Source organism: Halomonas litopenaei (assembly GCF_017303055.1).
In the GTDB taxonomy this organism is placed as follows: domain Bacteria; phylum Pseudomonadota; class Gammaproteobacteria; order Pseudomonadales; family Halomonadaceae; genus Halomonas; species Halomonas litopenaei_A.
The window spans coordinates 39520-65004 of the sequence record NZ_JAEKJT010000006.1 but is presented as its reverse complement, the minus strand read 5'-3'; the positions used below and the strand labels follow the sequence as shown (position 1 = coordinate 65004).

The following is a 25485-nucleotide window of genomic DNA, read 5'->3' as shown; positions in this document are numbered from 1 at the left end:
GTGATTGCCGTCGCCGTCGTCAGCGCCGTCTAACGTCGAGGGAGGCATTCACGTCATGGAGTTCCGACAGCTGAGCTATTTCGTGGCGGTGGTGGAGGCCGGGACCATCACCGAGGCCAGCCGCCGGGTACATGTGGCGCAACCGGCGCTGACTCGCCAGATTCGTTTACTCGAGGAAGATCTGGGCACCCGCCTGCTGGACCGTCACGCCAGGGGCGTCCGCCTGACCATGGCGGGGCGTGCGTTGTATGAGGAAGCCTTGCTGTTGCTGGATCAGCGTTCGCAGATCAAGGCCCGTCTCACGGCCCTGGGCAGCGGTCGCACGGGAACATTGCGCCTGGGCATCACGGTGGCCCACCTATGGGTGCCCGAAGTGGCGCGGATGATGGGGCAGTATCGGGCGCAGTATCCGGGCGTGGCTTTTGAAGTCTTTCCCTTGCTCTCTGGCCCGCAGCTAGAACGGTTGAGCGAAGGCACGCTGGACGCTGGCGTGGTGTATCTGGATGGGCCGGACTATCCCGGGCTCGACACCTTGCCGCTGAAACACGACAGCCTGGTGCTGGCGCTGCCGGAGTCCTCTCCGTGGGCCAAGTGCCCGCCCCAGTGTCTGGCGGACCTGCAGGAAGAGGACTTTGTGTGGGGCTTTCGCAGCGCGTCGCCGATGTACTACGACCGCATGCTGTCGCACTTCAAGCGCCTGGGCTTTGCGCCACGAGTCGTCCAGTACGGCGCCGACAACATCACCATTCTCAGCATGGTGGCGGCAGGTCTTGGCTTTGCCATCGTCACCTCAGCGAGTCGGCATCACCCCTTGCCCGGCGTGCGCTTTGTCAGGTTGCCCGAGCTCGATCGCTGCGATATGCCGCTGTGGCTGGCATGGCGCCATGGTAATGACTCACCGACCCTGTGCAACTTGATTCAGCAGGTACAAGCCGAGCTATCGTCCGGGGCCTGATGGTTCACGTCCCTGTTCAGGCGCCCCAGTACTGGCGCCCCGGGTCTGGCGCCCTGGTTCTGGCGCCCCGGTTCTGGCGCCAGCGCGGTGGGGGCTGTCCGAACAGCTGCCGAGTCAAGACACGTGCAGGCCTGCGGTATGTCTACTGGGGCTACGGTGCCAACGGTGAGGGGCTAGCCGTTTTCATAGATGAGGAGGTGCCACCCACAATGGGCAAGGTAGGCTCTGTTTATTGATGTTCATTCAAATGATTTTGTTTCTCATTCTTGACTTTGTATGACCTAATCCCGAGAATTTGGTTGCTCTGCGAACCATCACAATAACCAGACTCCATAACGATTTCTCGGGATGTATCACATGAACACGTTGCTCTATCGTTTCGTGGGCCGGGCGGGGGCCTGTCCGCGTGCGCTGACGGCCGTCTGTTGCCTGGCTCCGGTGTTGTCGTTTCCGGCACTGGCACAGGAAGCCGACAGCGATGCCAAGGATGAGGTCTACCGGCTGGCGCCCATCATCGTCAATGCCAAGGCGGTGGCTGACGATGATGCCAATGCCATTGTTGCCCAGGAGCTCTGGGTCGGTGGCAAGGTGGCCACCAGTCTTCTGGATACTCCCGCTTCGGTCTCGGTGATCACCCAGAAAGAGATCGAGCAGCGTAATGCCAGTACCACCGAAGAGGTGTTGCAGTACACGCCAGGCGTCATCACCGATTACTTTGGCACCGATGATCGCAACGACTACTTCCAGATTCGCGGCTTCCAGGCCACCACGTATCGGGATGGCATGACGCTTGGTTCGATGCGTGGAGTCAGAGAAGAGCCGTTCGCCTACGAGCGTATCGAGGTGCTGCGGGGGGCCAACTCCACGCTGTTCGGGCCGGCCGACCCGGGCGGATCGGTCAACTTTGTCACCAAGCGTCCGCGCTTCGAGCGTTTTGGCGAGGCCTACGCAAGCTACGGCTCTTTCGACCACCTGGAAACGGGCGTCGATTTCGGCGATGTCCTGGATGACAGTGGCACCCTGGCGTATCGGATTACCGGCAAGGTGCAGGACAGCGATCGCGAATACGACCACTCCCGCGACGACAACGAGTTTGTCATGGCAGGGCTGGCCTGGGAGCCCACCGACTTCACCACCGCCAGCCTGATCATCGATCACCTGGATCGCGATGACACCCCCAATAGCGGCGGTTATCCACTGGACCGTGACTACTCGCGGGATGAGTTCTTCGGTGAACCGGACTTCAACTACCACGATGTGGAGCGTACCAGCGCGACCGGCCAGTTTACCCACGATTTCGACAATGGCCTGGTGCTGCGTGGCAACCTGCGCTACAGCGATCTGTCCGATGACTTCGGCTACATCTATCTGACCGATTCCGCAGCTCGCACGGGCTCCATCGTGGACCGCGACTACTTTGGCACCGATACCGATGCCCACGAAGTGATCGGTAACCTGATGGTGCAGTACGACGCCAGATTCGATGGTTTCGACAGCAGTACACTGGTAGGCACCGAGTACCGAGACGCCTCGACCGACGAGAGCTCCATCTATGGCGATGCACAGCCGATTGACCTGTCCAACCCGACCTTCAGCGGCGGGCCGTCCAGCCTCAACGTGTATAGCACCAATGACCAGGACTATGAGACCCGCTCGGTCTTCCTGCAGCAGAACCTGTCCTTCGACGATCGCTTCATCGTCACCGCAGGGGTACGCAATGACGATATGGACCTGTCGAGCAAGGGGGTGTCCTGGGGCGCCGCCTTTGACGACAGTGATGATTTCTCGGAGACGTCCTTCCGTGGCGCCTTGACCTATATCATCAATGAAGAACTGTCTTCCTATGTCAGCTACGTCGAGTCGGTGGCACCGCCTTCCATCGGTGTGACGCCCGAGCGTGGCGAGCAGTATGAAGTGGGGCTGAAGTACGCTCCGATCGGTACCAACGCCCTGTTCTCGGCATCGGTGTATGACCTCAACCAGGACGACATCACCATCGCAGTGGTCCAGGACAGTGGGATCATCGAGCGTGAAACCATCGGGGAGTCGCGGGTAAGGGGACTGGAGCTTGAGGCCAAGGTAGAGCTTTCCGACAACCTCAGCGTGATCGGCGGCTACTCTTACATGGACTCTGAAGTGGAGCGTGGCACGCTGCGCGACGGCAGCTCCATCGAGGGCAACGAACTCACCACCACGCCGGAGCATATGGCCTCCCTATGGACTCACTACACTCTGCCTGACCTGAACATGAGCGTAGGGCTTGGGGCGCGCTATACCGGTGAGTACTACTTCGATACCGCCAACACCATCAAGAGCGAGTCAGCGACCATCTTCGATGCATCGTACAGCTACCAGTTTGTGCAGAACACTGACCTCTCTCTGCATGTCAGCAACCTGTTCGACGAGAAGCACGTAGTAGGTTCCGGGACGGCGGATTACTACAACCCAGGACGTGAGGTGACCGCCAAGCTCAGCTATCGCTGGTAAAGGCTTATCTCGACGTTGTCGTGTGATATGCCGTACTCGTGCAAAAGGGGCGCCGTCTAACGGTGCCCCTTTTTGATGATTTCAAGTTGCACGGATTGAACACCACGCCACGAGGCATTGGATAATGAGCACCTCCAGGCCTCGAGATAGCGAACCTGGAAGTGAAGGCCATAGGTGAGAGTCGATGAAGACTGTTGGCTCAGTTAGGACGTAGGGTCGAGCTCGGCATTAGAAAGGGGTGGTAATCAATAGTGAAATATCTCATGGGGCCATGGTTGTTTTTATGATTTGCAGTTGGTGGTGTTGCTCAGGGTTCCGATTTTTTGAAACGCTACGTCAATTCTATCAAAGTGGTAAGGTTGTAAGTCTCTACTCAAGAAAGTGTCGAATCAGCTCGAGAACTATCTCTGTTTTTTGCTTCAGTGGCTACATGTCAAAGCGAGTATTACATATTGATTTTTTGATGATCTAGCATTCCTCGTTGACGTAGGATGATGTAATGCAAGTCCACACGAGAGGAATCATCATGGCTCTGTTTTCCGTTTCCAAACTTGACTCAGAAGACGCCGAAGAATTGGTGGTGACGTCATTTGATCTTGCTCTGCATTCTCACTTAAAGAAGTTTTCTGGAATCCCTTTGGGCAACATCTTTGAAACCATCGACCAGGCAGCAGGGCCTGGTGCGGTATGGGGTAACGAGGTGAATGTCAGCATGCCGGCCGGATGGCGTGAAGTTTCTGCAGCTGAGCTCGGGCTACCGTCATCGGTGGTTGGTGTAGATGGCTATATCACACTGGATAGTCCGCTTCTCGGCAGTGTTTCACGCGGGCCACAGCTGAAAGTGATGGCAGAGCAGGATGCGTTCGGCAATATTAGTCGTGTGTGTGTGTCTTATATTGGCACCAATAATCCTGTCGATATAGTTGACTATCTTTATATGAACACAGGTAGTGCGATAGCACAGACCATGGAACCCGTGTTGGCGAATGTTGCCACCTTTATGAGTGCCAATGGTCTTAGCGGAGAGGATGCGATCATCACCGGCTATAGCCAAGGTGGTGCGATGGTGAATATTCAAGCGCGCTTTTCGGGACAGGTGGCAGATGGATTCTTCACCGACAGCCATTACATTGGGTATGGCTCCCCTGTTATTTATGAATCTGACAACGTGTTGAATGTGGGTTTTGAAAATGACGCGGTTTACCGTTATCTGGGGGACCATGACGATCTGCTGACAGCACTTTCGAATTTAGAAGGCTTCCTGGACAATAACGATCGTCACTACACCAGTTCTGTCGATAACGTCGTCATGTTTGACGATGTCTATGCCAACCTCTCCGTGCTGCTGGCGAATCACTCTATTATCAACCCACTGGCCTGGAGCGCACATCTAAACGGCATGACCACCGATGCGTTTTCGCGCATCGTATCCTCCTCATTCTATGACTGGATGACTCAGGACAGCGTCGTTGTCGTGTCAGCGATGGGAGCCGTAGGCAGAGCGACCCACTGGGTGAGCGACATCTGGTCGCCGACGTCCGATCACTATGGTGATCCCGCCTTTATCGTAGGCAGCGACTTTGCTGATCTGCTGGCGGGTAGCGCTGCCAACGATTATATCGATGGCCTGGCTGGTAATGACCGGATACGCGCCTCCAGTGGGTTCAACCAGGTGGAAGGGGGGACTGGCGTCGACGCCTTGATTCTTGATGGATGGGCTAGCGATTACGACGTCTTCAAGCTGGATGACGGCAAGGTGGCGGCATTAGGCAACGGGGGGCTGACCATTGCCCATGGTATTGAGACCATTGAGTTCACCCGCGGTGGTGGCTGGTTCCACTCTGGTCCAGGGGTCAACTATCTCGTGCAGGACTCCCACCTTGAAGACGCATACAAGTTTTCCTGGTTTGACCGCGATTTTGCCTACAGCAAGGCCACGCTGGGTGATGCTGGGGATAACGTGATCAAAGGAAAGGTCGTTTTTGCTGGCGCCGGCAACGATCACCTGAGCGGAACTTCGGGTCAGGACGTCCTGGTCGGCGAGGAAGGTCGCGACTGGCTCAATGGCGGTGGCGGCAGTGACCTGCTTTACGGCGGGGAAGGCAATGACGTGATTGTGCTGTCGGCCGGAAACGATCGTGCCAATGGTGGGACTGGGCAGGACCTCTTCGTGGTGAAGGACGGTGCTGCCATGCACGCGGTGATCGAAGACTTTGCGCTGGAAGGGGAACAGCAGGATATCCTCGATCTGCGTGATGTGTTGTCGGACGATGCTGCCTTCGAGCGTTCACTGGTTCAGGTTGGCGATGACAGTGTCGTGCACTTTGCGGGGGGCACGGTCAGGCTGGAAGGCGTCGATGCAGCGTCGCTGATGCATGGCGCGGTGTTGACGGGGCAAGTCGATCTACCGGACGTCCTCTCCGTCGTCTGATAGGATGCCTGCGACCGCTCGGGACAGCCGAGCGGTCGTCAGGGTGGAGCGATGCCGATGTCGATGCCTGGGTCTATGCGAAGCAGCTTAGCTATCCATGTCCGCCTGGTGTTTTCGCACCGGTTTACCACGCTCGTCTGACTCGAGCATTGCCTCGACCTCGTCGCGGTCATGGCCGAGATTCGCCGCCACCTCAGCCAGTTCGTTGATCCGGTGCAGGTCGCGGTGTTCGCTAAAGATATTTCCCTCGCCGTCCATGTCCTGGGCTGTTCAACAATGTTCCGCGACTGTGCCGTTGTTGGTAAGCCATGTTCTTGAATCTTTGCCGACGGCGCCGTACCAAAAAAAGTGTATGACATGATGTTGCTATGATGCTCTAGCCTTCCTCTGCAATGTGAATGCAGTTTCCATTTAGAGGAAAAGCGATGCCACTTTTTTCCGTTTCCAAGTTGAATGTTGAAGATGCAAAGGCACTGACCGTCACGGCATACGAACTCGCGCTATATTCTAATTCTGCTGCTGATGACGCTGGCTTTTCGGCGGTTGATGTGCTTGAAACCATTAACCATGTGTCAGGGCCGGCACTGGAAAGCGAGCATAAAATACCATCCGGGTGGCGTGAAGTGTCCGCTGCTGAGCTAGGGCTTGATGCTTCCATTGTTGATAAAGACGGTTACATCACACTGAGCAGTCCTTTACTGGGAGGTGTCTCGGGGGGACCGCAGCTGAAAGTTCTCGCTGAACATGACTCTCTAGGTAACATCAGCCGTGTCTGCGTCTCCTATGCCGGCACCAACAATCCGGTCGATATTGTCGACTATTTTTACTTGAATGAGGGCAATCAGATCGCCGACACCATGGAACCTGTGTTGGCAAGTGTGGCCAGTTACATGAGTGCACATGGCTTGAGTGGAGACGATGCCATTATTACCGGCTACAGCCTGGGCGGAGCCCTGACCAATATTCAAGCGCGCTTCTCTGGCCAGTTGGCAGATGGCTTCTTTGCAGAGAGCAATTACATGGGCTATGCATCGCCCTTCATTTTTGAGGCTGATAATGTCCTGAATGTCGGGTTTGAAAATGACGCAGTGTATCGCTATGTGGGGGATTACGAGGACCTGGAGACGGCCATTGGCAATCTTGATGGCGCCTTGGAGAACAATGATGGCAACTACTCAAGCTCCGTAGACAACCTCGTTATATTTGATGACGTTTATGCCAGTCTGACACTTTCCCTATCAAATCACTCCGTGCTAAATCCCTTTGCGTGGAGTGCCCATCTTAGTGGAAGGACTGCCGATCTGGTTTCGCGAATCGTATCGTCGTCGTTCTACGAGTGGATGAGTCAGGATAGTGTGGTCGTGGTTGCCGCGCTGGGTGAAGATGCCAGAGGCATCTATTGGGTGGGCGACATCTGGTCGCCGACGTCTGACCACTATGGTGATCCCGCCTTTATCGTGGGGAGCCACTTTGCTGACCTGCTGGCTGGCAGCGCTGCCAACGATTATATCGATGGCCTGGCTGGGGACGACCGGATACGCGCCTCCAGCGGATACAACCAGGTAGAAGGGGGAAGCGGTGACGACGCTCTGATTCTTGAAGGGCGGGGTAGTGATTACGACGTCTTCAAGCTGGATGACGGTAAGGTGGCGGCATTGGGTAACGGGGGGCTGACCATCGCCCAAGGTATCGAGACGATCGAGTTCACCCGCGGTGGTGGCTGGTTCCACTCTGGTCCAGGGGTCAACTATGTCGTGCAGGACTCCCACCTTGAAGACGCATACAAGTTTTCCTGGTTTGACCGCGATATTGCCTACAGCAAGGCCACGCTGGGTGATGCTGGGGATAATGTGATCAAAGGAAAGGTCGTTTTTGCTGGCGCTGGCAACGATCACCTGAGCGGAACTTCGGGTCAGGACGTCCTGGTCGGCGAGGAAGGTCGCGACTGGCTCAATGGCGGTGGTGGCAGAGACCTGCTTTATGGCGGGGAAGGCAATGATGTGATTGTGCTGTCGGCAGGAGACGATCGTGCCAATGGTGGGACTGGGCAGGACCTCTTCGTGGTGAAGGACGGTGCTGCCATGCATGCGGTGATCGAAGACTTTGCGCTGGAAGGGGAGCAGAAGGATATTCTCGATCTGCGTGATGTGTTGTCGGACGATGCTGCCTTCGAGCGTTCACTGGCTCAGGTTGGCGATGACAGTGTCGTGCACTTTGCGGGGGGCACGGTCAGGCTGGAAGGCGTCGATGCAGCGTCGCTGATGCATGGCGCGGTGTTGACGGGGCAAGTCGACTTACCTGACGCGCTCTCCGTCGTCTGATAGGACGCCTGCGACCGCTCGGATCCGCCGAGCGGTCGTCAGGATGGAGGCGACGCCAATGGCGATGGCTATGCCTAAGCGCAAGCCAAGCGGCCTAGCTATCCACGCCCGCCTGGTGATCTTCGTTCACCATCTCGTTTGCGACCTGTCGCAACACTTCCTGATAGTTCTCAACGCCCTGGGCCCCGGTGACCAGGTAGCGGCGGTTGAACACCATGGCAGGTACCCCGCTGATGCCCTGTTGTTGCCAGAAGGCCTGGCGCTGGCGTACCGATTCACCGCGCTCGCCCGACTCGAGTATTGCCACGACCTTGTCGCGGTCATGGCCAAGATCCGCCGCCACATCGGCCAGCACGTCGATCCGGTGAAGGTCGCGGCGCTCGCTGAAGAAGGCGCTGAACAGGGCCTGCTTCATGCGGTGGCCTTCGTCTGGCGAACGCTGCTCCGCCCAGTCGATCAACTGGTGGGCGCGGAAGGTGTTCACCATGCGCATGTCATCGGTGTAGTGGAAGGCAAAGCCGAGCTCGGCGCCCATCTGGGTGAGCCGTTCCCGAGCCGCTCGTGAGTCCTCTTCGCTGGTGCCGTACTTGGCGGCGATATGCTCGCGCAGGTTTTCACCTTCCTCGCCCATCTGCGGATTGAGCTCGAAGGGGTGCCAGTGCACCTCGATATCTATGCCGCTCTGACGCGACGCTTCGGCGAGCTGGCGGTAGCCGATGATGCACCAGGGACAGACGACGTCGGAGACGATGTCGACGGTAATCGTGGTGTCGGTAGTGCGGTCGCCGCGACGGCTGTCGGGGTGAGCAGTCATATCAGTCTGTGCTCCTGAAAGGATTGAGTACGGCGTTGGTCGTTAGCAGAGCAATTACCTTACACCCCGCAGGTCCTTGAGGACCACCACACGCAGGCGGCCGTAGTGTCACTTTCCGGGCGGCTGGCCTGCCTGATGCCCGATAGATGAGATGCCCCCTCAATGTGAAGCCCGACAGAGGAAATTCCTGATAGGTCGGGTGCGCCGGGAGGCGATAGCCGATAGCGGACGAGGCCTATCGGCCAGCAGTCCAACCCACGCAGTAAGTCACTTGTGCCTATTGTCACGCACAAGAAAGGTCAGCAAGTACGGCGCGCCCAGTACGCCGGTGACAATGCCCACGGGGTAGCGCGCTGGGAGCAGGTGCTGGCCGATAAAGTCGGCCGCCAGTACCAGCAGCGCGCCGACCAGCATGGCCGGCAGCAATACTGAGCCCTGGTGCTGGATAAGGCGAGCAGCGATGGGACCGCTGAGAAAGGCGACGAAGGCAATCGGTCCCGTCACCGCGGTGGCAAAGGCGACCAGGCCGACAGCCGCCACCACGACGACCAGGCGCAGCAGCGATAGGCGAATACCGAGGCCGCGCGCCACATCATCCCCCATGCGCATGACCTCAAGATGGCGCGCCAGACACAGCAGGGGAATGCCAAGTAGCGCCAGTGCCAGCAATAGCGGAAGGCCTTGGGCCAGATGCACGCTGTTGAGGCTACCTGCCATCCAGCGCAGCGCTTCCTGCAGTGACCAGGCCGGTGCTTGGGTGAGCAGATAGGCGATGGCACTCTGCAGCATCGCGGAAAGGCCGATACCCACCAGAATCAGGCGAGTGTCGGCGATCCCCTTGCGCCAGGACAGCAGGTAGATACACAGGGCCACACCGAGCCCGCCGATGATGGCCATGAGCGATACCAGTGCACCGCTGAGGGATAGCCCGATGATCGCGAACACCGCACAGGCACTGGCGCCGGTACTGATGCCGATCACGTCTGGGCTGGCCAGGGGGTTGCGCAGCATGGTCTGAAAGGCCGCACCACCTAGCCCAAAGCAGGCACCGGACAGCACGGCGACCAGGGCTCGTGGCGCACGCAGTTCCCATAGAGTGAAGGAGGCGCCAGCGATGTGCTCTCCAGAGAACACCGCCAGGATGGTGGCGGGCGACAGATAGGACTGCCCGAGCATCAGGGTGATGGCGACGCCTGACATCACCGCGGTCACCAGGGCGACGATAATGTGCGACCGCAGTTGGTCGGAAGGGGCGCTGGATAGCGATGCGGTTGTCACAGTGACCTCAGCTGATGGCGACGAACGATCGCAATGAAGACAGGGCCGCCCACCAGGGCGGTGACGATGCCCACGTCGAGTTCCGCCGGGCTGACCAGCACGCGGCCTAAGGTATCGGCCAGGGTTACCAGCAAGGCGCCGCCAAGGGCCGAGAGCGGAAGCAGCCTACGGTAGTCGCTACCCGTCATCATGCGCAGGGCGTGTGGCACCACCAGTCCGACGAAGCCGATGGGCCCGCAGGCGGCCGTGGTGGCTCCGCATAGCAGGATGGCGCCCGATGCCGCGAGCCAGCGCGCCTGGGCAACCCGTTCACCCAGTCCTGTGGCGGTATCATCGCCCAGGGCCATCAGGTTGAGCCGGCGCGCCGAGCTGAGCGTCAGGATCATGCCAAGCACCATCAACGGCAGCACCGGCAGGATGCGGTCGAGGGTGGCACCGCCGACGCCGCCGATCAGCCACGAGTGCAGCAGTCCAGCGATATCTGAGCGGGGCAGGATGATGGCCGAAGTGAGCGATGCCAGGGCGGCGGACATGACGGCGCCACTCAAGGCCAATCTCAGCGGCGTGGGGCCGCCGCGGCTGAGGCTGGCAATCAGGTAGACGACCAGTGCGCTGATGGCGGCACCTAGAACGGCGACCCACAGATACTCGGCAACATGCTGCATGGCAAACCAGGCAATGCCGATGACCACCGCCAGCGAGGCGCCGGCGTTGACCCCGAGAAGACCTGGATCCGCCAACGGGTTGCGGGTCAGGCCCTGCATGCCGGCTCCGGCCACCGCCAGTGACGCACCTGCAAGGATGGCCAGTAGCGTGCGTGGCAGGCGACTGGCCACGGCGGCTTCTGCCATGGAGTCGACGCTACCGTCGGTCAGGCCCAGCAGGGTGGTCCAGCCGGTGTCCCGGGTGCCAATGCCGATGGATAACAAGGCCGCCGCCACGAGGGCGGCGGCGAGCCACCAGGTCAATGCACCTGGTGGCGTCAAGCGATGGAGGCTCATGCCAGAACGCTCACTCCTGTTCACGTTTCAAGGCGGCCTGGGACAGCTGGTCGACGTAGGTATCGAGCACCCAGGGTATGGACAGCGGGGTAGGGTTGGCGGCAGTGCCTTGCGGATCGTTGCCCAGCAGCACCAGCGCATCCTGCTCGACCGCTGGCAGCCGCGAGGTCAGCATGTGTTGGTTGAGCCTGTCCACCAGTGGCTGACCGCCATAGGTGACGATGATATCCACGTCGGCAATGTCATCGATACGCTCTGCGCTGATGGAGCCGCCGAAGCGACCGTCTACCGAACTGTCCGTGACGAACTGAGGTGATGTCAGGCCGAGCTCGTGAAAGAAGCGAACCCGCGCGTCGTTGTCGTTGTAGAAGTTGATCTGGCTCAGGTCGGTGGGTTTGATGTGGCTGATCAACATCGCGCTTTTGCCCCTCAGCTCCGGGTGTGACGCGATCTGTTCATTGACCTGGGCCTCCAGGCGCTCGATCAGCGCCTCGCCTTCCTCCGCCATTCCCATGCCGGCACTGTTAAGCCGGATCATGTCACGCCAGCCCGATGACCAGGGCGCCTCGGGATAGGCGACCACCGGGGCGATCTTGCTGAGGGTGTCATAGTCGGCCTGACTCATTCCCGAGTAGGCCGCGAGGATGACGTCAGGACGGCTCGCCGACACCGCCTCGAAGTCGATCCCATCGCCTTCGTCGTACAGCGTGTAGGGGCCTGCATTCAGCTCGTCCAGGCGCTCTTCCACCCACGGCTGGATGCCATCGCCGTCGTCGTCGCCGAAGGACATGGCAGCAAAGCCCACCGGCACGACGCCAAGTGCCAGAGGCACTTCGTGGTTGGCCCAGGAGACCGTGGCGATCCGTTCGGGCTGTTCCTCGATCACGGTGACACCGAGTGCGTGCTCGATTTCGATCGGGTAGTCGTCGGCGAGCACCGGCGGGGCGATGGCCATCAGCAGGCCAAGGGACAAAGGCGCGTGTCGCATGAACATCTCATCTTCCTTGTGGCGGTAGTCGCCGGCGAGCATGCGCCAGCGTGACAATCGGGAAACGTGGGACGGGCGCCGGAGGAGGCGCCCGTCGTCGACCCTGATATGACTTAGAAGTCGTAGTTCAGGCTCAGCAGTGCGCTGCGGGGTTGGCCGTAGATACCCTGGCTGTAGAAGCCCAATTGAGAATAATACTCTTCATCAAACAGGTTGGTCACATTGAGCTGCGCGCTCAGATTCTCGTTGATGCGATAGCGCGCCATGGCATCGGCAACGAAGACATCGCCCTGGCCAATCTTTCTAGTTCCCAGCGGAGTATCGTTGTCGCGATAGGTATCGCCCTGCCAGCGGGCGCCGCCGCCTACGGTCAGGTCCGACCAGCGTCCCGGCAGTTGCCAGCTGGCAAAGACCTTGGCCTGCTGGCGCGCATAGCTGGTATTGAGCTGATTGCCGTCGGCATCCTCGGCATCCACCAAGGCATAGCTGGCGGAAAGGTTGACGCCTGCGGCAACTTCACCGGCAATTTCCACCTCGAAGCCTTCGACCTCAGCACCATCGGTGGTGGTATAGGCCTGATCGGTGGTGCCAGCGACAAAGACGCCGGGGAGTTCCACGGCCAGGTTGTCCTGCTGGCTCTGGAACACGGCGAAGGACAGGTCGGCGCGGTCGTCGAACAGCTCGGCCTTAAGCCCCAGCTCGTAGTTGATGCCCTCCAAGGGATCCAGCAGCGCGCCGCTGGGGGAGCGCTCGCTCTGGGTGTTGAAGATCTCGGTGTAGCTGGCGTAAGCGCTGAGATCATCGGTGATATCAACGATCAGACCCGCATAGGGAGTGAGCTCGTTGTCATACTCGTACTCTCGTTCGCCGCGATAGTCCTGATCGATCTTCCAGTCGGTCATGCGCGCGCCGACGATAAAGTGCACCGGGTCCGCCAGCGAGAAGCGAGATACCGCATAGTAGCCGGTCTGCTCGGTCACCGTGTCATCGGTCAGTCCCCACTCACCCCAGGCGGGCTCGGCCAGCGCCGGGTCGTTGCGGTCGCTGAAGCTGCCCAGTGCCGGCACATCGCCGGCCGGGCCGCGGCTGCGAATTTCGTAGTCTTCGTTGAGGTCCATGTAGCCGAAGCCCAGCTGGTGCTCGCGACCGAACAGTTCGAACGGGCCTTCCGCGCTGAGGTGCAGGTTCTTCTGGGTACGGTCTCCGCGATAGTCGAGCAGGTAGGACTCAGTGGCGTAGGAGGGCGTGTAGTAAAGCACGCCGGTCTCGCGGTCCGGGTAGCCGCCACGGTAGTTATAGGTAAGACCGTAGTTGGCGTCGCCGTAACTGTAGGCGGCGCGGGCCTTCCAGCCGTTGTCGAAGTGGTGGGTCAGGTCGACGAAACCACGCGTGTTCTCGGTAAAGAAATTGGCCCACTCGGTGTTGTTGGCGGTAGAGCGGTCGTAGTCGGTGCGTCCGCCATCCAGGTAGTACTGAGGCACACCGATGTAGGCGCCATCCTGATCATAGTGCTGATACTCGACCCCGAGGGTGAGTTCTGTGCGGTCGGTCAGCTCAGCGGTAAGAACGCCATAGAGGGTCTCCCGGTCGTGCTCGACATCATCCATGAAACTGTCGGAGCGGTCCTTGGCGGCGACAAAGCGCACGCCGACCCGGCCTTCACTGTCCAGAGGCGTGCTGACGTCGACCACGCCACGGCCACGGTCCCAGCGACCCACCGCCGCACTGACGCTGCCGGCGGCCTCATCCAGCGGCTTCTTGCGCACGAAATTGACCGTGGCAGAGGGATCGCCAACGCCCGTCATCAGTCCGGTGGCGCCGCGTACGACTTCCACTCGGTCGTAGATGGCGGCATCCCACTCGGCGTCGCCGAAGGGCCAGAACGGACTGGTGTTGCTCTGAAGTCCATCGAACTGGAAGTTGCGGATGGAGTAGCCGCGGGACTGGAAGTTGGTGCGTGTGCCATCCAGGCGAATGGCCGATACCCCCGGGAGCCGTTCGACCGCCTCGGTGGTGCTGGTGATCGCCTCGTCATCCATCTGTTGGCGAGTCAGAAAGCTCATTGACTGGGGCGTTTGACGAGGCGTCAGCGTCAGGCCGCTGGCACTGGCGCTGGATTCGACCCGGTAGGTCTCGCTCAGCTCGGTAGTGGGGCGCAGGTCCTCTCCCACCACGGTGATATTGCTTAGCTGCTCGGTGTCTTGAGCGAACGTCGCACTGGAGATCGGCAGCAGGGTGCCAGCGGTAAGGCCGATAGCCACCGTCAGAGGGTGCAGGCGAGGGCGTGAGAGGTGAAGGGCCGCGTTGGAGCGAGCGTGGTGTGCCACTGTGTCAGTTCCCTGGAATGTATTTATGAATGCGAATTATTACTGTTTTTGTTTTTGCGCGTTTATGCACAACGCCACGCTTGCTATGCGGCGTGCCATAAATGAGCGTCGCCAGGGAACGTTTCCTGGAAATCGAGAATGGGGGAGCCGACGAGCGGGGAGAAGCAGGGGATCGTCGGATATCAGGCCTTTATCGTGTAGGGCCCCTAGGTCAGGGCTGAATCCATCCGTTGAGGGAAATGATGGGCCCAGTGTTTACCGCGCAGACGTCGATGCACCTTGGGGGAGGTGAGACGTTGGAGCCGGTCGCCGTGCGGGGACATCGTCGCGCGGAGATGGAAGGGCGACTTCCTTTGCTCGCGTGAGCGGTAGCAGGGTGGTGCGTGAGAGTCAGCCAGCGGGGATAGGGTGCGGCTCGGACGGGGTAAGGCTTGCACAAGGTGAAGCTTTGATAGTGTGACGACAGGTGACGCTCCTGCCGATGTATCGGCACCTTTATAGAAAGATAACTTTGCTCCATGTTAGGCAGGTTGGACATTTCAGTTCTGGCTCAGTAAGGTATGGGTCTTGCGTCGCAAGGAGATCCGCCTTTTTCGCCGGAAAAGCGCGCCAAATGGATTTTCTGTCGCCGTACTAAGTATAAAATGTTGCTGGTGTCATCGTAGGTCCCACTAGCGATTTATGATGAGAAAAGTGTAAAACTCGACAAATTTCAGGTTGGGTTTTCGCGCTATTTATTGACGAAACCTGCCATTGAAAGGTTCGTGTCGTTTCCTTGTCGATATAGAGGATGAAGATGTCGCCTCATTACTCCGACCAGGGTCGTTGCATGCCCCGTCGACCTCCTCCCTCCTGCCTGTAGGGAGTGGCGCCTGCGTGCTGACCTGAGCACGTGACTCAGTGATGATGGCTGTGCAACTGCCCTTGGGATCAGGTTTCCGGCAGCTGGCGACGGATGACGCCCTTATTGCATCGCCTAACTAAGCCGGCCTTGATGTCGTTGCGAGCTTGATGTCGTCCTGAGTGAGTCCGCGGCCAAGTCGCTCTGAGCTCGCCATGGTGCGAGTCAGGCAGTCGGCATGTTTCCAGGCGGAAATGACCTTCCCCTCCCTGCCCCTATGTTGCCCAACGCTATGCTATGCGCCGTCGCACGGTGCTGCGGTGTTGTGGGCCACTTTTCCGTTCGCTGTTTGACGTCGCAGCCCTTGCTTCGCGGGTGCTGGCTAGCATGCCATGCATCTGGCGCTCGCTGGTGGAGACTGCGCGCCTCCCATAGCGGAACTCGACGGCATGCCACGGAAAACGCTGCGTAAATGTTTCGATCGCGGTCGTTTATGCGGTGTTTCCCTGACGCGACACAAATCGGCATGCCTGTGTTCAACTCACAATAGGATTGCCCTTGAACAGTTCTTCGCTTTACCAATTCTCGACCTGGACCGTCATCCTGTTGATGGTCGCTTTTTATGGCGGTACCTACCTGCTGACCCTCGGCATCCGCAAGAAGAAAGAAGACGCCGACGCCTTCATGGTCTCGAACCACCGGGTCGGTTTCGGCATCGGTGCCGCCAGCATGACGGCCACCTGGATCTGGGCCGCCTCCTTCTACGCCGCTGCCACCTCCGGTTATACCTATGGTGTGTCCGGCCCGATTCACTACGGGTTGTGGGGCGCGCTGATGATCCTGTTCATCTATCCCTTCGGCCGCCGCTTCCGCAAGCTTGCCCCCAACGCCCACACCCTGGGCGAGCTGATTCATGCGCGCCACGGCTCCTCCAGCCAGCTGATCCTGGCGCTATCGAATCTGCTCGGCAGCATCATCAGCCTGATGGTCAACTTCACTGCCGCCGGCGCGCTGGTGTCGGTGCTCTCGCCGCTATCGTTCCAGGCCGGCGTGATCATCGCTGGCGTTGGCGTGTTGCTGTACACGCTGTGGTCGGGCTTTCGCGCCTCGGTGCTGACGGACTTTGCTCAACTGGTCGCGCTGATGGCGATCGCCGTGGTGATCATTCCGGCGGTGTTCTTTTCCATGGGTGGGCCGACCGAGCTGGTGGCCGGTCTCGATAACCTGACGCCTGAGCAGGCCGATTTCTTCTCGATGGACGCTATTCTCAACCAGGGCGCGCCCTTCTTCGTGGCGGTATTGGCCTATGCCATCGGTAATCAGACCATTTCCCAGCGCCTGTTCGCGGTGAACGAAGATCACATCAAGCCGACCTTCCTCACCGCTACCGTGGGGTATGGCGCCATCGTCATCGGCCTTGGCATGATCGGCCTGATGGCGCTGACGCTGGGGGTCGAGCCCCTCAACGGAGACATGAACAACCTGATCCCGCAGATGGTATCGAGCTACCTGCCGCCGGTGTTCATTGCGGCCTTCTTCATCCTGGTGATCGGCTCATTGTCCTCGACCGCCGATTCCGACCTGTCGGCCCTGTCTGCGATCATGATGGCCGACGTCTACGGCAAGAACATTGCCCGTGGCAAGGCCGACCCCCGCCGCATGCTGCTGGTGGGCCGCCTCACGATGATCGTGGCCACCATGATCGGCATCGTCTTCGCGAGCTTCTCGCTGGACATTCTGGTGATGCTGGTATTCGTCGGCGCGCTATGGGGCGCCATCGTCTTCCCGGTCATTGCCAGCTGCTTCTGGAGCCGGGTCACCAACGCTGCCTTCACCACCTCGGTGCTGGTGGCCATGGTGGCCTTCTGTGCGGCGCGCTTCGAATGGCTGCCGATGACCGGTATCACCGGGCTTGGGTTCGAGCTGCTGGCCAGCATCGGCGGCGGCATCATCATCGCGCTGATGGTGTTCGGCTTCCTGGGTCGTGTGGCCGGCGCGCTGGCTGGACTTGCGGCCTTCGTTGCCATGCTGGTATTCGCTACCGGCTTCCTGCGCGAGTACACCGTTCTGCTGGCGTCATTGACGGCCTATGGCACCAGCACGCTGGTCTGTGTGGCGATGAGTCTCGCCAGTCGTGAACGCTTTGACTTCGACTGTATTGCAGAGCGTGTCGGCAACTATGACGCCGCCGATGCCGCGCCGGTAGCCGACGAGCACCCGCGCAAGCCCGCCCCGGCAGGACTTGCGACCCAGCGCTGAACCCTTGTTTGACGGGCGCCGCAGGCTGGTGGCGCCCACCAATGGAGACTCCCCATGACCCTGCTCTTTGGCCTTTACGTATTGATCTGGCCTGCCCTCACCCTAGGCGTGCTTCTGCTGATCTGCCGCGCCGTTGCCCGCGACCGTCGTGAGGCGAAAAAGGACCACCGCACCCTGGTGTGAGACGCGACGCGCACTGACCTGTTGCGTTACCTGACCTCGATGCGAGGGACAGGCCACAACGCAAGAAGCCGCCCCTCGGGGCGGCTTCTTTCATTATGGCTGGCCTTATGGGGCTGTCCTTATGGCTGGCGGTAGGGCGGGGAGGTCCCTTCAGCGCCGCGCCATGCCATGCCAGATCAGATCAGACAAAGGACTCAGTCTTCCTCTGTCTCGTCTGCTTCTTCTGTCTCGGCATCGCCGACCCAGACTTTGAGGATGGCGTAAGGCGCCTTGCCCTCATCGTCCCCACCGGTGAACGGCGGTGCCTTGTGCAGCTGATTCACCGCGACATAGAGCCAGCCATCGTCAGCAAGACGCACACTGTCAGGCCAGTCCAGGCGTTCGTCGCGCACGAGTGGCTCCAGGCGTCCATCCATGGTCAGGATGTCAACGCCATTCTCGTTGAGGTTGGTGAAGAAGTGGCGCCCATCCTCGACGGTGTCGGCGCCGTCAGATACCGGCTTGTCACCGACCCGGGTGATGGCATTTGCCAGGTCGTCACGCTCCGCGTCCTCGACCAGCAGGTCCGTAGGCATGGCGTACCAGCTTTGACCATTCATGGCGCCGTAGAACAGCGTTTCACCGTTAGCTGACAGGGTGATGGGGTTGACTCCGACGCTGGCCGGTTCGCCGCCAAACTGGATGTCTTCGCCGTTGATGGTGAGCGTCGCGGACGCCTCAGCCTGCAGCGAGGGATGATCATCAAAGCGGTGAGCCTCGCCGCTCTCCAGGTCGAGGGTGATGATGCCCGGCGTGGCGATATCTGCCAGGTAGGCAACACCGCGTTCGCGGTCCACTTCCAGATCCTGGACAAAGCTGCCCTCAGGGGCGATGTCCTGGGGCAAGGTAATCTTGTCGATCAACTCGCCGGAGGCAATATCAAACCCCCAAAGTCGCGTCTTGCCCAGGTGGTTGCCCATATCCGTGATCCACAGGCCCCCTTGGCCATCCAGGGCAATGCCCAGCGGTGAATCGATGGTGTCGTCGGTGTAGTCACCACCATGGGTCTGCACCTGTGGCGATGGCCAGGCCCGGTAGCTGTGGGGACCGGTGATCTCGATCAACTGGACGTCGTGATCGCCGTCCATAGGATGGACGGTGGAGAAGATGCGACCTTCTGCAGTAACGGTGACGTTGCCTGGGCGCAATGGAAGTTCGGCAACGCTTCTGATCTCGCCGCGATACAGAGGCTCTGCGGCAGCCTGATAGTGACCCTGGAGGGGGGCATGGGCGACCGCGGTGACGGGCAGGGTGGCGGCCATCAATGCGGACAGCAGCAGTGAACGGGGAAGCTCGCGCTGGGCACGGCGACGGGCGGTGGACATGGGGCGACCTCGTAATAGCGATAACTTGAGCGACTGCTCAATGCCCAACCCTAGCATGTTTTGTGCTCACCCCAAGACGTCGCCGGGGGAAAACTGGATAATGCGCCCCAAAGGCGTTGTCGGGAGCGAGTGTCCGACGACCCAAATCCATTACTCCGGTGCTGACTCCATGGAAATCAAGGTCAATTTTCTCGACAACCTGCGGCTCGAGGCCAAGTTCGACGACTTCACCGTCGTCACCGACCAGCCGATTCGCTACAAGGGTGACGGCTCGGCGCCGAGCCCCTTCGACTATTTCCTGGCGTCGTCTGCTCTGTGCGCCGCCTATTTCGTCAAGGTGTACTGCGTCGCGCGGGATATTCCCACCGAGAATATTCGCCTCTCGCAGAACAACATCGTTGACCCGGAAAATCGCTACAACCAGATTTTCAAGATCCAGGTCGAGCTGCCGGAAGATCTGTCTGACAAGGACCGCCAGGGCATCCTGCGCTCGATCGAACGCTGTACCGTCAAGAAGGTGGTGCAGACCGGTCCCGAGTTCCAGATCGAGACGGTGGAGAACCTCGACGAAGACGCCCAGGCGCTGCTGATGGCGGAGCCGCCGGAGGGAGAGCGTACCTGGATCGAGGGCAAGGACCTCCCTCTGGAGCAGACCATTGCCAACATGACCGGCATGCTGGCGGAGCTCGGCATGAAGGTCGAGATCGCCTCCTGGCGCAATATCGTGCCCCACGTCTGGTCGCTGCATATCCGCGACGCTGCATCCCCCATGTGCTTCACCAACGGCAAGGGCGCGACCAAGGAAAGCGCGCTGTGCTCGGCGCTGGGTGAGTTCATCGAGCGCTTGAGCTGCAACTTCTTCTACAACGACCAGTTCTTCGGTGAAGAGATCGCCTCGAGCGAATTCGTTCACTATCCCTGCGAAAAGTGGTTTCAGCCAGGGCCCAACGACGAGCTGCCCAAGGGCATTCTCGACGACTACTGCCTGGAGATCTTCGATCCGGACGGTGAGCTTCAGGGCTCGCACCTGATCGATACCAACTCGGGCAAGGTCGAGCGCGGTATCGTCTCGCTGCCGTTCGTGCGTCAGTCCGATGGCGAGGTGGTCTACTTTCCGTCGAACCTGATCGAGAACCTGTATCTGTCCAACGGCATGAGCGCCGGCAACACCCTGGCCGAAGCCCAGGTGCAGTGCCTGTCGGAGATCTTCGAGCGGGCGGTGAAACGACAGATCCTGGAGCAGGAGCTGGCGCTGCCAGACGTGCCCGAGGAGGTGCTGGCCAAGTACCCGGATATCGTTGAAGGCGTCAAGGCGCTGGAGGATCAGGGCTTTCCGGTACTGGTGAAGGATGCCTCGCTTGGCGGGCAGTTTCCGGTAGCCTGTGTGACCTTGATGAACCCCAAGACGGGCGGCGTGTTCGCCTCCTTTGGCGCTCATCCGAGCTTCCAGGTCGCCGTGGAGCGCAGTCTGACCGAGCTGATGCAGGGTCGCAGTTTTGAAGGCCTGAATGACTTCATGCCACCGACCTTCAACTCCCTTGCCGTGACCGAGCCGAACAACTTCGTCGAGCATTTCATCGACTCCTCGGGCCTGGTGTCCTGGCGCTTCTTCAGTGCCAGGGCGGATGTCGAGTTTGTCGAGTGGGACTTCTCCGGCAGCAATGACGAAGAAGCAGCGACCCTGTTCGGCATTCTCGAAGAGCTTGGCAAGGAAGCCTACATGATGGTCCACGAGGATCTCGGGGCGCCGGTCTGTCGCATCCTGGTGCCAGGCTATTCCGAGGTCTACCCCGTCGAGGATCTGGTCTGGGACAACACCAACGTGGCGCTTGAGTACCGCGAGGACATCCTCAACCTGCACCGGCTCGACGAAGAGCAGCTCAGTGATCTGCTCGAACGTCTCGACGAGAGCCAGCTCGATGAGCACATGGATATCATCACCCTGATCGGCATCGAGTTTGACGAGAATACCGTGTGGGGCCAGCTCACCATTCTCGAGCTCAAGCTGATGCTGAATCTGGCGCTGGGCCAGCATGAAGAGGCCCTGGATCGGGTCGAGATGTTCCTGCAGTACAACGACAACACCGTCGAGCGTGGCCTGTTCTACCAGGCGGTGCGGGCGGTGTTGGAGATCGAGCTCGATGAGGAGCTTGAGCGCGATGACTTCCTCTACAACCTGAGCCGCATGTTCGGTGAGGACAGCATGGACACGGTGGTGCGTGCCGTTGACGGTGAGCTGCGCTTCCCGGGGCTTACGCCCACCAGTATCCAGCTGGAGGGCCTGGAGAAGCATCAGCGTCTGATCGAGAGCTACAAGAAGCTGCACGCGCGCAGGGCTAGGCTGGCGGCTGAAGGCTGACTCGGCGGCGACTGCGAGTTCAATGAGGCCAGATGACCAAAGCCCCTCTGCCGTTACGCTGCAGAGGGGCTTTTTTACGTCAGCGGCACACATCGAACTCTGAGGCCGTACCTATGCCGTACCTACGAGCAACGTCGTGGCCATCAGGCGGGCTGTCGCGTTGCCGCGATGGTCACGTCGCGGATGTTGATATGCTGAGGCTGCTGATACATGTAGAGCGCGGCTGCGGCGATATCATCGGCATGCAGTACGCCTCCCATGGAGGCTTTCCACTGTTCGTAGCCTTCTATGATGTCGGGGTCTGTGGTGTGTCCCAGTAACTCCGTATCGACCGCGCCTGGATGAATGGCCATGACGCGGACGCCACTGTCGGCCACTTCTTCACGCAGGTTTTCGCTGATGGCACTCGCCGCGAACTTGCTGCCAACGTAAGCCGCGTGGTTGGGGAAGCTCTTCTTGCCGGCGATGGAACTGATATTGAGAATGGTACCCGCACCGCGTTCACACATGGCGGCCAGCACGGCTTGGGTTCCATGCAACAGGCCCAGCACGTTGACGTCGAGCATTCGCTTCCACTCTGCTGCATCCTGAGTCGCGAGCTGGCCCAGCAACATGACCCCCGCGTTGTTGACCAACAGGTCCGTGGGCCCGAATGTCTTCTCGGCCTCGCCAATGGCGTTGGCCAGGGCGGATGGGTCGGTCACATCGACCTGTCGGCACAGGCTGTCAGGAAGGTTCATCGCTTGCATGGGTTCGAGTCGGCGCGCCAGCAACAGCAAGGGGTGTCCGGCGCTGGAGAAATGGCGGGCGATTGCGGCACCGATGCCAGAAGAGGCTCCGGTAATGACAACGAGGGGCTTGGTCATGGTGTCACCTTTGCGTGTGAAAAGCCGTGCGAGACGGCCTTTGTGAATCGACAGGGGCGTATTCTGGGGCTTGCCGCTATGATGAAAAATCCATCCATTGCAAAATGACTGTTCACATTTTATGAACGATATCCCTTGGCGCTGGACGCGTGCCTTTCTGCTGGTCGCTGAGCACGGCAGTTTTACCGCGGCAGCCCATGCTTCTGGCCAGTCCAAGGCGAACCTCAGCCAGCAGATCACCGAGCTGGAACGCGCGCTCAAGGTGCAGTTGCTTCACCGCACCACGCGCCGCTTGCGCCTCACCAGCGTGGGGGAGGGGTACTTCGAGCGCGCGACTCTGGCGTTTCAGCAGCTCGATGCGGCCACCGAGTGGGCCATGCAGTCGACGCGAGAACTCAAGGGCGTGATTCGAATGAACGCGGTGGGTGGTCTGGTAGGCGAAGAACTCATTGCACCGCTGGTGTTTCGGTTCCAGCAGGCGAATCCCGGGGTCGAGGTGGAGTTGGACTTCTCCAGCCTGCGGGTAGACCTGCTGACGAGCCGCTACGATCTGGTGATGCGCATGGGTGAGCTGGAAGACTCCACGCTGGTGGCCAGGCGGCTGCACCAGGTCACCACGCGCTATGTGGCAAGTCCGGAGTTGCTTGAGCAACACGCACCTGTGCGCAGGCCCGAAGATTTGCAGGGGCTGCCGTTGATCTACGGGAGCGTTGATCACTGGTTATTGAAGCGGGGGGATCAGCAGCGGGTAGTGCAGGCCCGCGGAGGCTTCAAGATCGTCAGTGGCCATGCGATGCGTCAAGCCGCGTTGTCTGGCCTTGGTGTCACCCGCTTGGTCGATGTCTACGTCGAGGCGGACATCGCCCGGGGTGACCTAGTCGAGGTGTTACCTGATTGGTCTGATACGACTCCCTTGTCGCTGGTCTGCCCGCCCCATCGCTATCAGCTTGAGCGAGTGCGCGCGCTGATGAGCTGGTTGATCCAGGAGTTTCCTGACGTGTACACCCGGGCCCTGCGCGAGGGGCTAGCGGCAAAGCGCGTGCGTTAGGAGGCTGCATCGCGGGCGTCGTGTGGGCGACCCGCCTGGATCCACCTTGTAGGGCTGTCGTTACCGCCCCATCCATCCTCCATCGACCGTCATGACGGTGCCGTGCATATAGTCCGAGGCGCGGGAGGCGAGAAATACGACAGGTCCCTTGAAGTCATCGGGACTGCCCCAGCGTCCAGCGGGGATTCGTGCCAGGATGTCGCGGGATCTGTCGGAATCTTCCCGCAGTGCCTGGGTGTTGTCGGTGGCGATATACCCTGGCGCGATGGCATTGACGTTCACGCCATGGGCCGCCCATTCATTGGCGAAGGCCTTGGTCAGCTGGGCAATGCCGCCCTTGCTGGCGGCGTATCCCGGTACCGTGATGCCGCCCTGAAACGACAGCAGTGAAGCAGTGAAGATGATCTTGCCGCTGCCCCTGTCGACCATGTGTCGACCGATCTCCCGGGTCAACACGAAAGGTGCACTTAGATTGATGTCGATCACCCGGTCCCACAGCGCGTCCGAGTGGTCATGGGCTGGCGCGCGCTCGATGGTGCCGGCGTTGTTGATCAGGATATCGATACGTCGCTCACCAAGTCCCTCCACCAGCGTCATCAGCGCCTTGCGGTCAGACAGGTCGCAGGCGATACCCTCGAAACGTCGTCCCAGCTTGCGCACCTGTTCACCCAGCTCGTCGCCATCGCTGGCCATGCTGGCGCTGATGCCGATGATATCGGCACCGGCTTCAGCCAAGGCCAGCGCCATGGCCGCGCCGATGCCTCTGCGAGCCCCTGTTACCAGCGCCGTCTGTCCAGTCAGGGAAAAGTGGCTAAGCATTGTCATCCTGTGTCTCCTTGAGCCTGGTGTATCCGTTGGTGGTGAAGAGCAGCTTCTCATCTCGACATGGTGAGGTGCCATCTGCGATCCATCCGTAGGGGGTGGGAGCAGACGTCGTGTCGACTCCACGGCCTGGGTTAATACAAATATTGCCTTGTTATACCTATGTCTAATCGCCAGGATGGCGTCGCTATCTGGCGTGCTATTTTTACGTAAAAAATGTTTTATTTCAGCGTTTTGGTGATTGATGTTGAAAGCGATGTAACATGCTTCTTGGCTCTGAAGAGGTGTGGGGATAGATAAGTTGTAAAAAGTTGTTTGAAAAGCGGCAGGGCGATTTCTATAGTGACCACGTCACTTACCGGCCCGGTGGGCCCAGAACAGGCGAAGCCCATGAGCATCATCAACGATTACCCCCACCCCGAGTTGTCCAGCCTGACCCGTGAGCGCCTGATGCGCGCGTCGACGGCATCGCTGCACACCTTGCTGCACAAGCGTGGCCTGAAAAATACCTACATCCAGAACGTCGGGCGTATGAACACTGCCCAGGTCAAGATGGTGGGGCAGGCGTACACACTGCGCTATATCCCGGCCCGGGAAGATCTCGACACGGTCGCTGCGTTTCGTGATCCAGAGCATCCCCAGCGCCTGGCCGTCGAGACAGTGCCACCGGGGCGTGTTCTGGTGTCCGACTGCCGTCAGGATGCCAGCGCCGCCAGTGCCGGGAGCATCCTGTTGACCCGGTTACAGGTGCGCGAGTGCGCGGGCTTTGTGTCCGACGCGGGGGTGCGTGACTCGGAGTACGCCGAGACCATGTCGATGCCGGTGTTCTGTACCAAGCCCAGTGCCCCGACCAACCTGACCAAGCACCATGCCGTGGACATCCAGCAGCCCATCGGCTGTGGCGGCGTCCCGGTCTACCCGGGCGATGTCCTGGTGGGTGATGGTGACGGCGTCATGGTCATTCCGCTGGAGCTGGCTGATGAAGTTGCAGAAGAGGCGGCCGGTATGGAGGCCTTCGAGGCCTACGTGCTTGAGAAAGTCAGCGCTGGGGCCAAGGTCATCGGCCTTTACCCGCCCAACGAGCAGGCCCAGGAGGAGTATCAGGCCTACCTGCGTCAGCAGCAGTCGCGTTGAGGTTGCA

Annotated in this window: 18 protein-coding genes; 9 read left to right on the top strand and 9 right to left on the bottom strand. The window is 60.0% G+C overall.

The features are described from left to right. Positions 1–55 precede the first annotated feature (55 nt). From JF545_RS12895 to JF545_RS12885, 3 genes are all read left to right on the top strand, one after another. Positions 56–955 carry a LysR family transcriptional regulator gene (locus JF545_RS12895; RefSeq protein WP_206942683.1) on the top strand — a complete coding sequence of 300 codons (900 nt, stop codon included), beginning with the start codon at positions 56–58 and terminating at the stop codon, positions 953–955. 357 nt (positions 956–1312) lie between these two features. Then, positions 1313–3442: a TonB-dependent siderophore receptor gene (locus tag JF545_RS12890; RefSeq protein ID WP_206942681.1), complete on the top strand. Its 2130-nt coding sequence runs from the start codon at positions 1313–1315 to the stop codon at positions 3440–3442. Between the two features lie 526 nt (positions 3443–3968). Continuing rightward, entirely contained in the window at positions 3969–5873 is a 1905-nt protein-coding gene (locus JF545_RS12885; protein WP_206942679.1) for a calcium-binding protein, read from the top strand. Positions 5874–5960: 87 nt separating this feature from the next. Here JF545_RS12885 and JF545_RS12880 read toward each other — a convergent pair whose 3' ends face one another. Beyond that, positions 5961–6131, bottom strand: a complete 171-nt coding sequence (locus JF545_RS12880; protein ID WP_206942677.1) for a hypothetical protein — start codon at positions 6129–6131, stop codon at positions 5961–5963. A gap of 167 nt (positions 6132–6298) precedes the next feature. Here JF545_RS12880 and JF545_RS12875 point away from each other — a divergent pair, with 167 nt between their 5' ends. Beyond that, positions 6299–8194, top strand: coding sequence for a calcium-binding protein (locus JF545_RS12875; protein WP_206942675.1), 1896 nt, complete (start codon positions 6299–6301; stop codon positions 8192–8194). Positions 8195–8288: 94 nt separating this feature from the next. Here JF545_RS12875 and JF545_RS12870 read toward each other — a convergent pair whose 3' ends face one another. From JF545_RS12870 to JF545_RS12850, 5 genes are all read right to left on the bottom strand, one after another. Further along, a complete protein-coding gene (locus JF545_RS12870; RefSeq protein ID WP_206942673.1) occupies positions 8289–9008 on the bottom strand; it encodes a DsbA family oxidoreductase in 720 nt (239 codons plus the stop codon). Between the two features lie 267 nt (positions 9009–9275). Further along, entirely contained in the window at positions 9276–10286 is a 1011-nt protein-coding gene (locus JF545_RS12865; RefSeq protein WP_347401334.1) for a FecCD family ABC transporter permease, read from the bottom strand. Then, positions 10283–11287, bottom strand: coding sequence for a FecCD family ABC transporter permease (locus JF545_RS12860; protein WP_206942671.1), 1005 nt, complete (start codon positions 11285–11287; stop codon positions 10283–10285). The genes JF545_RS12865 and JF545_RS12860 overlap by 4 nt, the downstream gene beginning before the upstream one ends. A gap of 10 nt (positions 11288–11297) precedes the next feature. Continuing rightward, positions 11298–12281 (bottom strand): ABC transporter substrate-binding protein, encoded by a 984-nt coding sequence (locus tag JF545_RS12855; protein ID WP_242520859.1) that lies wholly within the window; start codon positions 12279–12281, stop codon positions 11298–11300. Positions 12282–12388: 107 nt separating this feature from the next. After that, positions 12389–14602: a TonB-dependent siderophore receptor gene (locus tag JF545_RS12850; protein WP_206942670.1), complete on the bottom strand. Its 2214-nt coding sequence runs from the start codon at positions 14600–14602 to the stop codon at positions 12389–12391. A 1399-nt stretch (positions 14603–16001) separates the two neighbouring features. Here JF545_RS12850 and JF545_RS12845 point away from each other — a divergent pair. Both JF545_RS12845 and JF545_RS19960 read left to right on the top strand, forming a co-directional pair. After that, a complete protein-coding gene (locus tag JF545_RS12845) occupies positions 16002–17702 on the top strand; it encodes a sodium:solute symporter family protein (RefSeq protein ID WP_224908296.1) in 1701 nt (566 codons plus the stop codon). 54 nt (positions 17703–17756) lie between these two features. Next, entirely contained in the window at positions 17757–17885 is a 129-nt protein-coding gene (locus JF545_RS19960) for a putative transporter small subunit (RefSeq protein WP_222162054.1), read from the top strand. Positions 17886–18079: 194 nt separating this feature from the next. Here the strand turns inward: JF545_RS19960 and JF545_RS12840 are convergent, their stop codons facing one another. Next, entirely contained in the window at positions 18080–19249 is a 1170-nt protein-coding gene (locus tag JF545_RS12840; protein WP_206942669.1) for an L-dopachrome tautomerase-related protein, read from the bottom strand. A gap of 169 nt (positions 19250–19418) precedes the next feature. Here JF545_RS12840 and JF545_RS12835 point away from each other — a divergent pair, with 169 nt between their 5' ends. Then, the gene (locus tag JF545_RS12835) at positions 19419–21608 is read left to right on the top strand and encodes an OsmC domain/YcaO domain-containing protein (RefSeq protein WP_206942668.1); all 2190 of its coding nucleotides are present in this window, start codon (positions 19419–19421) and stop codon (positions 21606–21608) included. A gap of 143 nt (positions 21609–21751) precedes the next feature. On the opposite strand, the gene JF545_RS12830 is transcribed toward JF545_RS12835, so the two are convergent. Then, complete coding sequence (locus tag JF545_RS12830) at positions 21752–22474, bottom strand: SDR family oxidoreductase (protein ID WP_206942667.1); 723 nt, start codon at positions 22472–22474, stop codon at positions 21752–21754. Positions 22475–22595: 121 nt separating this feature from the next. Between JF545_RS12830 and JF545_RS12825 the strand changes: the two genes are divergently transcribed. After that, entirely contained in the window at positions 22596–23522 is a 927-nt protein-coding gene (locus JF545_RS12825; RefSeq protein ID WP_206942666.1) for a LysR family transcriptional regulator, read from the top strand. Between the two features lie 60 nt (positions 23523–23582). Here JF545_RS12825 and JF545_RS12820 read toward each other — a convergent pair whose 3' ends face one another. Further along, the gene (locus JF545_RS12820) at positions 23583–24347 is read right to left on the bottom strand and encodes an SDR family NAD(P)-dependent oxidoreductase (protein ID WP_347401333.1); all 765 of its coding nucleotides are present in this window, start codon (positions 24345–24347) and stop codon (positions 23583–23585) included. Between the two features lie 387 nt (positions 24348–24734). Here JF545_RS12820 and JF545_RS12815 point away from each other — a divergent pair, with 387 nt between their 5' ends. Then, a complete protein-coding gene (locus JF545_RS12815) occupies positions 24735–25478 on the top strand; it encodes a ribonuclease activity regulator RraA (protein WP_206942665.1) in 744 nt (247 codons plus the stop codon). The last annotated feature ends 7 nt before the right edge of the window (positions 25479–25485 follow it).